The sequence below is a fragment of the Stenotrophomonas acidaminiphila genome (assembly GCF_001431595.1).
Lineage (GTDB): Bacteria > Pseudomonadota > Gammaproteobacteria > Xanthomonadales > Xanthomonadaceae > Stenotrophomonas > Stenotrophomonas acidaminiphila.
The window spans coordinates 18,090-32,305 of the sequence record NZ_LDJO01000023.1 but is presented as its reverse complement, the minus strand read 5'-3'; the positions used below and the strand labels follow the sequence as shown (position 1 = coordinate 32,305).

Genomic DNA, 14,216 nt, shown 5'->3' with positions numbered 1-14,216 from the left:
TGGCCAGGCCGTGGCGGATCCTGATCCGCCACGGCCTGGCCAACGAATCGGACATCGTGCGCGTGCTGGCCGAGATGAACGGCATCGAGTACGTGCAGGTGGACACCCTGGCGCACGCCGACCCGCAGGTGCTGGCGATGTTCAACCGCGAGCTGTGCCAGCTGCGCCAGTTCCTGCCGCTGCGACGTTCCGGCGATGCGCTCGAGGTGCTGCTCGGCGACGCCGACACCCAGGCCGTGGGGCAGCTGGTACTGCAGCGTTGCGGCCTGCGCTGCCGCTTCCTGCAGGGCGAGTACGGCAAGGTCGCGCGGCTGATCCGCCACACCTACTACTTCGCGCAGAACCCGGTCGAGAGCCTGCTCGAGCGCGAGATCAAGCGGCTGTCGACCGACAACGACCATGCCTACAGCCCGGAAAAGCTGCTGGACTACCTGCTGCACTACGCGGTGCGCGAGCGCACCACCGACATCCACCTGGCGCCGTCCGACGACAGCCTGCACGTGCTGTTCCGCGTCGACGGCGTGCTGCGGCCGATGTTCGCCATGCCGCTGACCCTCAACCGGCTGCTCGGCTACATCAAGCTGACCGCGGAAATGGACATCTCCGAACAGCGCCGCCCGCAGGACGGCAGCTTCCGCGCCACGGTGCTGGATTCGGCGGTGACCGTGCGCGTGTCCACCCTGATCACCGATGCCGGCGAGCGCACCGTCATGCGCCTGCTGCCCGAGCACAGCGACCTGGCCGGGCTGGAGGAACTGGGCTTCTTCGCCGAGGACGTGGCGGTGCTCGAGCGCCTGTTCGCGCGCCCGGCCGGGCTGGTGCTGATCACCGGCCCCACCGGCTCGGGCAAGAGCTCCTCGCTGCACGCCGCGCTCAGGATGCAGTCGCTGATCGAGCGCAACGTGCTCACCGTCGAGGACCCGATCGAGTACCGCGTGCCCGGTGCCGGCCAGACCGAGGTGAACCGTCGCGCCGGTTACGAGTTCAGCTCGGCGCTGCGGCATTTCCTGCGCCACGATCCGGACGTGATCCTGCTGGGCGAAATGCGCGACGCCGAAACCGCGCAGGCCGCGCTGGAAGCGGCGGCCACCGGCCACCTGGTGCTCTCGACCCTGCACGTGACCACCGTGTTCGGCGTGGTCCCGCGCCTGCGCCCGCTGGGCCTTGAGGCGCAGGTCATCGCCGACAACCTGCTGGCCGTGGTCAACCAGCGCCTGGTCCGCCAGAACTGTCCGTTCTGCACCCACGACGTGCCCTTCAGCGAACGCGAACTGGAATGGCTGGACCTGCCGCCGGGCAGCTGCGGCAAGCGCGGCGCCGGTTGCGAGCGCTGTCGCGGCAGCGGCTTCCATGGCCGCCTGCCGGTATACGACATCATGCTGGTCGACGAAGCGCTGGCCAACGGCATCGCCGACGACGTCAGCCGCGAGACGCTGCGCAACCTGGCCATGAACGCCGGCTTCCGCAGCATCGAGGACGTCGCCCGGGCGCGCGTCCTAGCCGGCCAGACCACCAGCGAGGAAGTGATGCGCGTGGCCGGCGTGGGGCCGGCGCCATGAACGTCTACTACTACCGCCTGCTGCTCTCAAGCGGCCGCGTGCGTGCCGGCGTCACCCAGCTGTCGGTCGAACACGATTCGTCGGCGCGGATGTGGCTGGAAAAGAACTTCGACGCGGTGGTGCTCACCCTGTACCGCTTCCCCGGCTGGCTGGCCGAGGCGCAGCGCACCATCACCCAGCTGGTCAAGCCGAGCATCCGCTCGGTGGAGCTGGCCGGCATGCTGCGCGACCTGGCGGTGATGACCTCCAGCGGCATCCCGATCATGGAATCGCTGCGCGCGGTCGCCAACGAAGTCGGCGGTGGCCGCACCTCCAACGCCGCCAAGCTGGCGCGCCGGCTGCTGGACGAACTGGATGCCGGCGCCTCGCTCAGCGACGCGGTGTCGCGCTACCCGGACGCGTTCCCGGAGACCGTGCGCAACCTGCTGATGATCGGCGACGAGACCGGCACCATGGACAAGATGCTGATGGAGTCGGCCGACCACATCGAACGCATCTCCAAGATGACCGCCGACACCCGCCAGGCGCTGATCTACCCGGCATTCGTGTTCTCGGCGATCTTCGCCGCCGGCGGCTTCTGGATCTATTACGTCATCCCCAACCTGGCCGACCTGTTCAAGCAGATGAACGCCAAGCTGCCGCCGCTGACCATCGCGGTGATGAAGGGATCGGAATGGCTGATCGGCCACATCGGCTTCATCGCCGTGGCCATGGTGGTGGCGGCCTTCGTGCTGTGGGTGGCCTGGCGCTACAGCCGCGGCTTCCGCCGCGCCGCGCACTACACACTGCACAAGCTGCCCATTGCCAGGACCATCATGTACTCCTCGGGGCTGGCGTTCTTCACCGAGTACATGGCGCTGCTGATCCGCGCCGGCGTGGACATGGTCAGCAGCCTGCAGGTGATGGAACGGGCGATGCGCGACGAGTACTACCGCGACCGCATCATCGCCATCCGCCAGGTGCTCGAGCGCGGCGACCGCGTGTCCGCGGCGATGCGCCAGGTCGGCGGATTCCCTTCGATGATGGTGCGCATGATCGGGGTCGGCGAGGAAACCGGCACGCTCGATTCGCAGTTCGCACGCCTGTCGGCCGAGTACAGCCTGCGCCTGCAGCGCCTGATCACCAATCTCTCCGAAGTCATCAAGCCGGTGGTCGTGCTGCTGGCCGGCGGCATGTTCGTGTTCCTGATCGTCGCCCTGCTGCTGCCCGTCTACGACCTGGTCAAGCAGGCCATCGCTTCCCCGCAGTTCTGAGGATCCCCGTCATGCACCGTCCTACCCGTCCCCTTCCGTCGGCAGCCGGCTTCACCCTGATGGAGATGTCGGTGGTGCTGGTGATCATCGCGCTGATCATCGGCGCGGTCAGCGTCGGCCGCGACGTCTACCGCAGCGCCGAGGCCGAACGCATCGGCAGCGAGTTCGTGCAGGGCTGGATCGTCGCCTACGACCGCTACGTGCAGCAGAGCGGCGTGGTTCCCGGCGATACCCCGGCCAATCCCAGCGGCCGCATCAACGGCCAGCTCGACCGCAACGGGCGCGAACTGTGCGACGACCCCGGCAACTTCGCCCTGCGCAAGGCCATGCTCGAACGCGGCGTCGCACTGCCGCAGGGGCGTGCCGAGGGCATGGAGTCGTTCTACGTCTATCGCGACAGCCAGGGCAACCCGCAGCAGTTGCAGGTGTGCTTCGACACCGTCATCGACTGGTCCGAGCCCACGCCCACCGGCGGCTACCAGCCACGCGTGCGCAACATCATGGTGCTCAAGGGCCTGACCCCGGAACTGGCCAACCAGCTCGACGCGCGCATCGACGGCCGCATCGACGCCTGCTTCGGCCGCCTGCGCGAACAGGCGCCGATCCCGAAGTACAGCGGCGGCAGCAGCCTGTGCAATGTCGCCGTCGGCAGCAGCACCCCGTCGCAACCGCGGCCGTGGACCGAGGACGACACCCAGACCCGCGACGGCCGCCAGGACGGCCTGGTCAAGGTGATGACCGGCTACCTGCGGATGAACCAGTGAGTCCCGCTTCCGCTTTTTCCCAACGGCCATTCAGGACACCCGTCATGAACCAGCCCACGCGTCTCCCGCCCGCGGCGGCACCCGCCGCGCAATCCGGTTTCGGCCTGCTCCAGGTCATGCTGATCCTGCTGCTGGTAGGCAGCGCGCTGGCCGCTGGCGCCATGCTGTGGCAATCCAAGCGCGCGCCGGCACAGGCCGTCGCCCAGGAGCAGGCACTGCGCTGGGCGGACGAGGCCATCGCCGCCTTCGCCTCGGCCAACGCGCGCCTGCCATGCCCGGCCGACACCGCCAACGGCGAGGAAAACTGCGCGTCCGGCAACGCCAAGGGCTGGCTGCCCGCGCGCACCCTGCTCGGCGCATCCGGCAACGGCATGCGCTTGGGCCCGGTGGCCTACATGGTCTATCGCGGCGACGCCGCCGCGCACCTGGACCTCACCGCGCCCGGCAACACCTACCAGCCGCCCCTGACCGATGGCAGCGTCCGCGAGATCATCTCGCGCGACGAGGACGGCGAGGAAACCGGCCGCCGCGGCTTTGTCGCCGTCAACGGGCTGGACCTGTGCCGCACGCTGGAGCTGGCGCAGACGCAGCCGCACGATCCGCTGCGCGCCGGCAGCACCGGCGTGCCGTGGAACGTCGCGTATGGCATCGCCGCCGCCGGCCCGCAATCCGGCGCAGCGCGTCTGGATGACGCGAACACGGCCGGTGGCGCGCAGATGGCCGCGCCCTGGCAGGAATGGAGTGGCGGCTACGACGACCGCGTGCGCGTGCGCACCTTCGATGGCGCCGGGCAGATGCTCGGCTGCCGCCTGCTCGGCGGTGCCGCGCCGGCACCGCTGGCCCGCGCCTACGCCACGCCGCTGGGCCTGCCCGGCGCGGCGGCCGCCACCGCCGCGCCCTACAACGTCTCGCTGGCCGGCATGGACGTGCTGGCCGCCGCCGTCACCCTGCACGATGCCCTGGGCGAGCTGCAGGCCAGCAACATCGACGCCACCGAGTCGGCGGTGCAGGCGGCAGTCGCGGCGCAGATCTCGGTGATCTTCAAGCTGGTGGCCACCGCCGTCAGCCTGTCCGACAACATCACCACGCTGATCACCTCGTCGGTGTCGCTGGTCCGTTCCATCGTCACCTGTATCGCCTCGCTGGGTACCACCTGCGCCGAAGTGCCGGTCAAGACCGCAGCCGTGGTGACCGCCATCGGCGGCCTCGGCACCAAGGGCGTGACCCTGGCGGCCAAGGCCGCCTCGCTGCCGCTGGTCACCGCGGCACTGGCGGCCACGATCAAGGCGCGCGACCTGGCCAGGAAATCCGTCATCCCACCTATCAGCAACCCTGAAGAGGCCCGGCGGCAACTCGAATGCACGCTCTGGGCGCGCAACTGCGCCGACGACGAGGGCGTGGTCAAGACCGAGCTCAACCCGGACTGGAAGGACGGCGACGACCCCAAGGACAAGTACCGCATCGTCTACCGGCGCGACGCCAACGGCAACCTGATCCCCAGGCTCGATGCCGACGGCAGGCCCATGCACGACAGCAGCGGCAACCCGCTCTACGAGCCCGAGTACGAAACCGACACCGCGCGCAAGGGTCTGGAACAGGAAACCGACGAAGCCAGGAAGAACTGGGAAACCCTGCAGGTGCAGGTGGATGCGCTGGAAACGTGGCGGCTGGCGCCATGGGGCGTGGGCGTGGCCGCCAATGGCGACCTGAGCGAGAACGGCCGCATCGTCGAGCGCATCGACGTGGAGGCCACGCGCCTGCAGATCTGCGGCGGCGACTGGAAGAACTGCCGCTACGGCAAGCCCCAGGTCAGCGTGGAGTGCCGCTACGTCGGCGCCAATGCCGGCGAGTACGTGCTCAATGGCGGCACGTGCACCCATGTCGGCACCGAGACCGTCACCGAGCCGGACCCGAACGACGCCACCAAGACCATCACCGTCACCCGCCCCAGGGGCGACCGCGACCGGGTGGAAGTCACCGACTACGTCTACAACCAGGACCAGGCGGTGACCGACGCCATCGCCCTGCGCAACCTGGCCCAGGACTGGTCCAGCCTGCGCATGCGCAAGGAGGAGCTGGACAAGGAGATCAAGCTGCGCGAGGACAACTTCAACAGCTGGTTCAACGGCGGCAACTCCATCCTGTCGAAGATGAAGGCGCAGCGTGACGACAGCCAGCATTGCGGCGCCAGCCCGGCGACCGCCATGACCCGGCAGAAGTGCGAGAACGCCCAGCTCACGGTGCTGTACATCGAGACCTGCCAGAAGCCCGAGCCGGTACGCGAGTGCAAGGCGGTCAGCCCCGGCACCGGCCGCTACCGGGACGCGGCGTGCACCGACCGCAACGGCAGCGATGCCGAAAAGAACTACGGCTGGGTCGAAACCCTGTCGCCGCCGCCCTATCCGCGCGACCCCACGCCGGATGCGGTCTGCAAGCCCAACATGCAGGACCGGATCAACGAGCTCAAGGCCGAACAGTCCGGGTTGCAGCAGGGCATGGACAATGCGCGCGACGCCTACAACGGGCGGATCAACCGCAAGGAAGCGCCGTGGCTGACGTACCCCACCAGCGCCAGCTACAACTGGTTCCAGTGGGCCATCGAGATCACCCGCGACAAGGACGACAACCCGGTCAGCTATGCCTGGAAGCAGTCGCCGATCGTCGAGACCTACACCTATTCCTGCAAGAAGTCCGAGAACCACCCGATCTGGGTGCCCGGCGACGCCAACGCCACTCCGCCGACCGCCGGCTACTGGCAGGACAACTGGGTGGAAGTGGACAGCACCTGCACCGCCAACCGCCGGCTGCCGTTCTACGCGCCCGAGCCCTACGCCGGCAGCCGCCCGCCGCTGCTGATCACCAGCCCGGCCAATGTCCCGCTGTTCGGGACACTGCAGCTGTACGAACTGCTCCCGGAAAAAGCCTGCGCGTATTTCACCAGCCGGCAGTGGAACGGCAGCCAGTGGTGGTGGCCCGGCAGTACCGCCTGGGGCGACACCTACAAGATGGGCCTGTACTGCCAGCGCTACCCCTACAGCCGCGCCTTCGAGGACTGGAAGCGCGCCAAGCTCGGCGCCAGCAATGCCAAGAAGCACTACGAGGACCTCAAGGCCCAGTACGAGAAGCTGAAGCAGGAGTACGAGGACATGCGCAGCGGCAGCGTCAGTGGCGGCGACGAGATCCCCATGGCGTTCGGCGCGGAACCGGCGCTGGAATGGGCCGATTCGCGTGGCTCGGCCGGCCCACAGCGTCTGGTGCAGCCATGAGACGCGTTCCGTTCCGCTTGGCCGCCGCCGGCTTCACCCTGGTGGAGCTGGCCGTGGCCCTGGCCATCGCCGCACTGCTCACCGTCCTGCTGTTCACCTTGTTGCCGCTCGGCAACAAGGTGCTCGATGCCGAACGCCAGCAGCAGGAACTGGCGCAGGCCGAACAGGCGCTGCTGGGCTACATGCGCAGCACCGGCCACCTGCCCTCGGCCGATGGCGACGGCAATGGCCGCGCCACCGGCGCCGCCGAAGGCTGGCTGCCGGTAGCCGAACTCGGGCTGCCGGCGCGCATGCGCATCCATTACCAGGTGCAGCCGCGGCTGGCGCTGCCTCCCGGCAATACGTTCGACCCGCTGCTGCCGCCGGGCGACCCGCTGGCGGTCACCGGCAGCAACAACGGCCTGGACCTGTGCATGCAGTTGCTGCTGGAGCAGCGCAGCAACACGCCGATGGCCGGGCTGGGCATGCCGGTGGCCTATTACCTGGGCCACTCCGGCATGGCCGGGCATGGGCGCGCCGACGCCGACGCACAATGGAAGCCGGCGGCGCAGGCCATGCCCGGCGCCCCCTCCGACACCGACCTGGCCACGCTCGCCGCCGGCCCGGGCGAACTGGCCAGCCGCCTGTCCTGCACCGATCGCCTGGCCCGTGCCCAGGGCAGCGCGCAGGCCGCGCAATCGGCCTGGAGTTCGCTGGAACTGACCCGCTTCAACTTCGAGTTCCGCGAGTTCGACATCCACATCGCCGAAACCACCCGCGACCAGGCCGCCGTCAGCCTGGCGCTGGCGGTCTATGCCATGGCCGAGTCGATCACCAACGAGGCCATCGCCCTCACCCTGCTGGCCTCGGGCTGGCCGCCGGACGGCCTGACCATGGCCGCCGGCGCCAAGCAGCTGGCCAAATCGGTGGTGTCCATGGCAATGGCGGCCAAGAGCCTGGCCAGCGCGGCCATCGCCCTGAAGGACGCCCAGGACGCAGTCGAGGACGCCAAAACCCGGCGCGACCAGGTCAGGAACTTCATGAACCGGGTCGACACGCTCTACCAGGACGCCCGCGACACCGCCCTCACCCTGGATCGCGCAGGACTGAACCCATGATGCCCACTTCCGCCCCCTTCGCCCGCGCGCGCCAGCGCGGCTTCTCGCTGATCGAACTGACCGTGGCCCTGGTGATCCTGGGCATCATCGGCGTCCTGCTCACGCGCTGGCTGAGCGACACCGCGCATGAGCGCAGCCAGGTGGCACAGCGCGACCTGCTGCAGCGCGCCGACGACGCACTGCTGGGCTACGCCACCATCCACGCGCGCCTGCCCTGCCCGGCCAGCCCGCTCAGCGACGGGCGGGAAGACTGTGCCCAGGGCGAAGTCGGCACCCTGCCCTGGCGCACGCTGAGCCTGCCCGATACCCGCGCCGGCAACATCCGCTACGGCGTACTGCGCCGCAGCGGCGACAGCGCGTCGCTGGCCGGCTGGAGCACTGCCGCACAGCGCGTGGCCGACGTCGATACCGCCCTGCCCGCCGACCTCGCCCAGGTCGCCGACCAGGCCGTTCCGCTGCAGGTGACCATCAACGCGCCGCGGTTCGTGCCCTTCAGCAAGATCCAGCCATGGGACAACTGCAGCGTCGTTGATTGCGCCAACCTGCCGCACAGTGGCCTTAACAGCCTGAACAGCATGGATTTCTGCGATGCCCTGCGCAACGCGGCGATGCTGCCGGCCAGCATGGAACACGTGCATACCCGGCGCGAGCTGGAGCCGGCACAGATCGCCGGCAACGTCGCCTATGCCCTGGCCGTGGTCAATCCGCTGGCCCCCGCGCACGACGCCACCTCACCGGTGTTCCAGTCGCCGCGCCGCCCCGGCGGTGGCACCGACAACTACCAGGACAAGGTGCTGGCGGTGGGCATCGACCAGTTGTGGAGCCGCCTGCGCTGCGGCGAGCACTACGCTCCGGCGCTGTACGCACACGCCGACGTGGCGATGGGTGCGCGCCTGACCACGCCGGCCATGGTCAACCACGAGGTCCAGCTGGACATCATGGTCGAGCTGGGCGTGGCCGAAGCCATGAACGCTTCGGTGGCGCTCATCGACGCGACCGCCGACCTGATCAACACCACCTCCGAGACCCTGGACACCATCGCCGAGATGTTCGAGACCTATGGCGGCTGGAACTGGCGCGTCGCCGTTGCCGGCGGCAGCATCGGCACCGCCGTGGGCAGCACCATCGCCGCCGGTGCGGCGCTGGCCGCGGCAGGCACCTACGCCGCCACGTCGCGGCAGTACCGCGACCAGTTCGCCGCCCGTTTCCCCGACGAGGCCAGGCGCCTGGAAGTGGAGATCGTCAGCAATGCGCGGCGCGCCGACATGCTCGGCGGATTCCCCGACGACACCGTGCGCACCGCCGCGAAGAATCTCCAGTACACCGGGCCCTGAGCGCAGCACGCCGGCCACCGCGACGACACCGGCGGTGGCCAGCGCGCCGCCCCCGCTGCGCCGCCAGCCGGCGGCGGCTCGCTGCACCCCGCCGCTTTGCTGCTTCAGCCGCAGGCGCATCACCGCGCGGCAACGGCCCGGAACGAAAAAGCCGCCAAACAAAGAAGCCGCCATCGTTCGGCGATGGCGGCTTCATGGTGCAAGGCAAATGGCGCTGTCCCGACTACCGGCACGCCCGCGCGTGGCTCACGCGCGCATCGCCTTGCCCAGCGATGCTGGATGCGGGAGCCGTGTGCGGCCGTAGCCGCGCAGGGCGGCCGCGTGCGCATGTCGTTGCGCGATTTCCATGGCCAGGGTGTGCGTCGCCGTCTGCGGCTTCACCGCCAGCTCCTGCTCCAGGCCGCGGGCCAGGGTCCGGTAACAGTGCAGCGCCATGTCCGGTTCGCCGCGCTGCGCATACAGGCGCATCAGGCTGCGCTGCTGCGATTCGTTCCAGGGATCGAGCATCACGTGGCGGCGGCACAGGTTCACAGCGACGTCCAGGTCCTGGCAGGCGGCCGCGTCCTCGCGTGCCCGCTCCAGTGCCTTGAGCAGGCGCTGCAGGGCCCAGGCCCTTGCACCCGGCAGCCATTCGCAGAATTCGTCGCAGTGCTCCAAGGCAACACCTTCGAGCAGTTCGCCGGCATCCTCCAGCCACTCGCGCGCGCGGTTGCCGATGCCCTGCACCGGTTCCAGCAGATCGATGTCGAACAACCCCTGCGACGCCTCCGGGCACAGGTGCACGTTCTCGCGGTCGATCAGCAGCACGCCTTCACCCGCGGCCGCGACGATCACCCGGTTCAGGTCGGCCAGCACCTGGCGCAGGTTGGTCAGCGCCGCCCCCTGCTCCAGGTCGGGCCACAGCATCGCCGCGATCCGGCTGCGGCGATGGATGCGCGGGCGCTCGATCGCCAGATAGGCCAGCAGTGCCCAGCCCTTGCGGTAGGCAAGGCGCCCGGCATCGCCGATGCGGCATTGCCCGAGCAGGCGGATCAGCGGCTGTGCGTCACCCGGCCATGCGCTCATGGCAGTGTTCCCCGGGTGCGGTTCGATGGACACAGGTTTCCACTCCCCGTACGGCAGGCGAGAAGGCGGTTCATGTGGTTCCCCAGCTTTCGGATTGGCGACCCGCTGTTTTTCCGGGCCTCACTTACAAAACCGTGAAAAGCGTCCACTTCCTATCACTCGCTTTCGCTCGCTGTCGGCGCCGATGGGCGGGCGCGATGTCGCCCGCGTGCGGATCCACCGCCGTGCAGACCGGACCGGCAACGGCCCCCACGCGAGCGCACGACCCGACAGCCCGTACCCGCGCAGCGGTGCCCGATCCGCGCAAGCGGCCCGCTGGCGGCGTCGCCGCGCATCGCCGGCAAACAACTTTCATCGGCAACCATGCCGCCGCGACAACCGTTTGCGGCGATTGCGGCCGGGCACGCGATCAAGCGCGGCCGCCCTGCTTGACAACACGGAAAGTGGCGTGGTTATCTCGAGCCATGCTGCAACGCCACACCACCGCCAACCCGACCCGCACCCCGGCCACCGCCGCGGCGTCGCTGCTCGTACTCGTGCTTATTACCGAGCCCACAGGTGCGGGACGAGCTGGCGCGTAGCAGAAAAAAGCCAGATTCGATCAAAGACCCCGCGCCGACCCCGGTGCGGGGTTTTTCGTTTCCAGCATCCATTTCAACTGAAACCATGTTCACCACCGATACCGCCACGCACAAACACAGCACCCGCGACGCCATGCGCGCCGCTGCGGCGTGCATGGCCCTGATCCCTCCCCCGGCGGCCGCCGCGTCCTGACGCGACGGCCGTTTTCTTTTGCGCTCCCTCTATCACTGCAAGGAACCGAGTCCCATGAGCTCCAACGAACTGCCCCAGATCAAGATCGCCGTCATCGGTTACGGCAGCCAAGGCCGCGCCCATGCCCTGAACCTGCGTGAATCGGGCTTCGACGTAACCGTGGGCCTGCGCCCGGGCGGCCCGACCGAAGCCAAGGCCCAGGCCGACGGCTTTGCGGTCAGGACCCCGGCCGAGGCGGTCAAGGACGCCGACCTGGTCGCCGTGCTGACCCCGGACATGGTGCAGAAGAAGCTCTACGAGGACGTGCTGGCGCCGAACATGAAGCAGGGCGCCTGCCTGCTGTTCGCCCATGGCCTGAACGTGCACTACGGCATGATCGCCCCGCGCGAGGACCTGGACGTGGTGCTGGTCGCCCCCAAGGGCCCGGGCGCGCTGGTGCGCCGCGAGTACGAGATCGGCCGCGGCGTGCCGTGCATCTACGCCGTCTACCAGGACAGGAGCGGCAAGGCCGAGCAGTTCGCGCTGGCCTATGCGGCCGGCCTGGGCGGCGCCCGCGCCAACATCATCAAGACCACCTTCAAGGAAGAGACCGAGACCGACCTGTTCGGCGAGCAGGCGGTGCTGTGCGGCGGCGCCTCGGCGCTGGTGCAGGCCGGCTTCGAGACCCTGGTCGAAGCCGGTTACCAGCCGGAGATCGCCTACTACGAAGTGCTGCACGAACTGAAGCTGATCGTCGACCTGTTCTACGAAGGCGGCATCACCCGGATGCTCGAATTCGTCTCCGAGACCGCGCAGTACGGCGACTACGTCAGCGGCCCGCGGGTGATCGACGCCAGCACCAAGGCACGCATGAAGGACGTGCTCACCGACATCCAGAACGGCACCTTCACCAAGAACTGGGTGGCCGAGTACGAAGCCGGGCTGCCGAACTACAACCGGTTCAAGCAGGCCGACCTGGAGCACCCGATCGAGAAGGTCGGCAAGGAACTGCGCGCCAAGATGGTCTGGCTGCAGGCGCAGAACGCGTAACCGCGCGGTCCCCCACCCGCACAGAGCAAAGGTCAAGGTCGCTGCATGAACACTCCCGCCCACGGCGCGCCACGCAATGGCGCACGCTGGTTGACGCAGGCCCTGGAGGCCGAAGGCGTGCAGACGCTGTTCGGCTACCCGGGCGGCACCATCATGCCGTTCTACGACGCATTGGTGGATTCCACCCTCAAGCACATCCTGGTGCGCCATGAGCAGGGCGCGGCGCTGGCCGCCAACGGTTACGCCCGCGCCAGCGGCAAGGTCGGCGTGTGCGTGGCCACTTCCGGCCCCGGCGCCTCCAACCTGGTCACCGGCATCGCCGACGCGATGCTCGACTCGGTACCGATGGTGTGCCTGACCGGACAGGTCGGCACGCCGCTGCTGGGCACCGATGCGTTCCAGGAGCTGGACGTGTTCGGCATGACCCTGCCCATCGTCAAGCACAGCTGGCTGGTGCGCCGCGTCGACGACCTGCCGCAGGTGGTGGCCGAGGCGTTCCGCGTGGCCCGCGAGGGCCGCCCGGGGCCGGTGCTGATCGACCTGCCCAAGGACGTGCAGCTGGCCGACGCCTCGCACCTGCCCGAGCACGTGCCGGCCACGGTCGACCCGGTGCCGGCACCGGACGCGCAGCGCCTGGCCGCGGCGCTGGAGATGATCGCCGCCGCCGAGAAGCCGGTGGTCTACGGCGGCGGCGGCATCGCCCTGGGCGGCGCGGTGGAGGATTTCCGCCAGTTCGTCGAGGCCTCCGGCATCCCCACCGTGCTGACCCTGCGCGGGCTGGGCGCGCTGCCGGCCAACCACCCGCAGTACCTGGGCATGCTGGGCATGCACGGCACCCGCGCCGCCAACATGGCGGTGCAGGAATCGGACCTGCTGATCGTGGTCGGCGCCCGCTTCGACGACCGCGCCACCGGCAAGCTGGCCGAGTTCGCGCCGTTCGCGCGGGTCATCCATCTGGATGCCGACGCCTACGAGATCGACAAGCTGCGCAGCGCCGACATTGCCCTGCCCGGCGACCTCAAGGCCGGCCTGCGCGCCTTGTCCGGCATCCGCGGCAACTGCAACGGCTGGCGCGCACGCTGCGCCGCCAACCGCGAGAAGTTCGCCGCGCGCTACGACGCCCCAGGCCAGGACATCTACGCCCCGGCGCTGCTCAAGCGGCTGAGCGAGATCGCGCCGCCGGACACCGTCATCGCCTGCGACGTCGGCCAGCACCAGATGTGGGTGGCCCAGCACTGCCGCTTCAACCACCCGCGCAACCACCTGACCTCCGGCGCACTGGGCACCATGGGCTTCGGCCTGCCGGCGGCGATGGGCGCGCAGTTCGCCTGCCCGGACCGCACCGTGGTGCTGGTCTCCGGCGACGGCAGTTTCATGATGAACGTGCAGGAGCTGGCGACCATCGCCCGCTGCCGCCTGCCGGTGAAGATCGTACTGCTGGACAACGCCTCGCTGGGCATGGTGCGGCAGTGGCAGGAACTGTTCTTCGCCGAGCGCTACAGCGAGATCGACCTGTCCGACAACCCGGACTTCGCCGCACTGGCGCAGGTGTTCGGCATCCCGGCCACGCGCATCACCCAGCGCGCCGACGTCGAGGACGCGCTGGCCGCGCTGCTCGACACCCCCGGCCCGGCGCTGCTGCACGTGGCCATCGACGCGCGCGCCAACGTGTGGCCGCTGGTGCCGCCCAACAACGCCAACAGCACCATGCTGGAAAGCAACCCCGCCCATGCCAAGGCAACGCAGGAGAGTTCCAATGCAATACCGGCTTGACCTGGTGCTGACCCCCGCCGAAGGCGCGCTGCTGCGCGTTCTGGGCATGGTCGAGCGCCGGGGCTTCGCGCCCTGCAACATCGCCGGCAGCCGCCAGCCCGCCGACGCCGGCCGCTGGCACGTGCAGCTGGAAGTCAGCGGCGAGCGCCCGCCGGAGACCCTGTGCCGGCAGCTGGAAAAGGTCTACGACTGCGAATCGGTGCGGATCGTGCCGCTGGAACCTGCCGGAGTGGCGGCATGAATCCCGACGTAGGCGACGTACGGCGCACTCCCTGTCCCGCCCGGGGCAGGGCCCGCGCGCG

The 14,216-nt window shown here is 69.3% G+C and carries 11 protein-coding genes; 10 read left to right on the top strand and 1 reads right to left on the bottom strand.

Annotation, left to right across the window (positions count from 1 at the left end):
- From ABB33_RS07350 to ABB33_RS18565, 6 genes are all read left to right on the top strand, one after another.
- On the top strand, nucleotides 1-1,559 hold a 1,559-nt coding region (locus ABB33_RS07350; RefSeq protein ID WP_056931700.1), incomplete at its 5' end, for a GspE/PulE family protein.
- The gene (locus tag ABB33_RS07345; protein WP_056931699.1) at nucleotides 1,556-2,812 is read left to right on the top strand and encodes a type II secretion system F family protein; all 1,257 of its coding nucleotides are present in this window, start codon (nucleotides 1,556-1,558) and stop codon (nucleotides 2,810-2,812) included. The genes ABB33_RS07350 and ABB33_RS07345, both read left to right, overlap by 4 nt.
- An 11-nt stretch (nucleotides 2,813-2,823) precedes the next feature.
- On the top strand, nucleotides 2,824-3,576 hold the full coding sequence (locus ABB33_RS07340) for a type II secretion system protein (protein ID WP_082595028.1): 753 nt from the start codon (nucleotides 2,824-2,826) through the stop codon (nucleotides 3,574-3,576).
- Between the two features lie 44 nt (nucleotides 3,577-3,620).
- Entirely contained in the window at nucleotides 3,621-6,842 is a 3,222-nt protein-coding gene (locus ABB33_RS07335) for a hypothetical protein (RefSeq protein WP_056931697.1), read from the top strand.
- Nucleotides 6,839-7,939: a prepilin-type N-terminal cleavage/methylation domain-containing protein gene (locus ABB33_RS18765; RefSeq protein WP_161809412.1), complete on the top strand. Its 1,101-nt coding sequence runs from the start codon at nucleotides 6,839-6,841 to the stop codon at nucleotides 7,937-7,939. The genes ABB33_RS07335 and ABB33_RS18765 overlap by 4 nt, the downstream gene beginning before the upstream one ends.
- On the top strand, nucleotides 7,939-9,273 hold the full coding sequence (locus ABB33_RS18565) for a type II secretion system protein (RefSeq protein ID WP_152985006.1): 1,335 nt from the start codon (nucleotides 7,939-7,941) through the stop codon (nucleotides 9,271-9,273). Before ABB33_RS18765 ends, ABB33_RS18565 begins: the two co-directional genes overlap by 1 nt.
- Before the next feature lie 246 nt (nucleotides 9,274-9,519).
- Here the strand turns inward: ABB33_RS18565 and ABB33_RS07320 are convergent, their stop codons facing one another.
- Nucleotides 9,520-10,338 (bottom strand): AfsR/SARP family transcriptional regulator, encoded by an 819-nt coding sequence (locus ABB33_RS07320; RefSeq protein WP_054667474.1) that lies wholly within the window; start codon nucleotides 10,336-10,338, stop codon nucleotides 9,520-9,522.
- A gap of 558 nt (nucleotides 10,339-10,896) precedes the next feature.
- Here ABB33_RS07320 and ABB33_RS18560 point away from each other — a divergent pair.
- From ABB33_RS18560 to ABB33_RS07305, 4 genes are read left to right on the top strand one after another with little or no spacing between them, the layout of a single operon-like run.
- Complete coding sequence (locus ABB33_RS18560) at nucleotides 10,897-11,112, top strand: hypothetical protein (protein WP_152985004.1); 216 nt, start codon at nucleotides 10,897-10,899, stop codon at nucleotides 11,110-11,112.
- Between the two features lie 54 nt (nucleotides 11,113-11,166).
- On the top strand, nucleotides 11,167-12,141 hold the full coding sequence (gene ilvC, locus ABB33_RS07315; RefSeq protein ID WP_054667475.1) for a ketol-acid reductoisomerase: 975 nt from the start codon (nucleotides 11,167-11,169) through the stop codon (nucleotides 12,139-12,141).
- Nucleotides 12,142-12,186: 45 nt separating this feature from the next.
- Nucleotides 12,187-13,914, top strand: coding sequence for an acetolactate synthase 2 catalytic subunit (ilvG, locus tag ABB33_RS07310; RefSeq protein WP_056931695.1), 1,728 nt, complete (start codon nucleotides 12,187-12,189; stop codon nucleotides 13,912-13,914).
- A complete protein-coding gene (locus tag ABB33_RS07305; RefSeq protein ID WP_054667479.1) occupies nucleotides 13,898-14,155 on the top strand; it encodes an ACT domain-containing protein in 258 nt (85 codons plus the stop codon). Before ilvG ends, ABB33_RS07305 begins: the two co-directional genes overlap by 17 nt.
- The last annotated feature ends 61 nt before the right edge of the window (nucleotides 14,156-14,216 follow it).

Excerpts from the sequence above, each read along its gene's own strand:
- ABB33_RS07345 (WP_056931699.1), top strand. The coding sequence starts at position 1,556 with ATGAACGTCTACTACTACCGCCTGCTGCTCTCAAGCGGCCGCGTGCGT.
- ABB33_RS07340 (WP_082595028.1), top strand. The coding sequence starts at position 2,824 with ATGCACCGTCCTACCCGTCCCCTTCCGTCGGCAGCCGGCTTCACCCTG.
- ABB33_RS07335 (WP_056931697.1), top strand. The coding sequence starts at position 3,621 with ATGAACCAGCCCACGCGTCTCCCGCCCGCGGCGGCACCCGCCGCGCAA.
- ABB33_RS18765 (WP_161809412.1), top strand. The coding sequence starts at position 6,839 with ATGAGACGCGTTCCGTTCCGCTTGGCCGCCGCCGGCTTCACCCTGGTG.
- ABB33_RS18565 (WP_152985006.1), top strand. The coding sequence starts at position 7,939 with ATGCCCACTTCCGCCCCCTTCGCCCGCGCGCGCCAGCGCGGCTTCTCG.
- ABB33_RS07320 (WP_054667474.1), bottom strand. The coding sequence starts at position 10,338 with ATGAGCGCATGGCCGGGTGACGCACAGCCGCTGATCCGCCTGCTCGGG.
- ilvC (WP_054667475.1), top strand. The coding sequence starts at position 11,167 with ATGAGCTCCAACGAACTGCCCCAGATCAAGATCGCCGTCATCGGTTAC.
- ilvG (WP_056931695.1), top strand. The coding sequence starts at position 12,187 with ATGAACACTCCCGCCCACGGCGCGCCACGCAATGGCGCACGCTGGTTG.
- ABB33_RS07305 (WP_054667479.1), top strand. The coding sequence starts at position 13,898 with ATGCAATACCGGCTTGACCTGGTGCTGACCCCCGCCGAAGGCGCGCTG.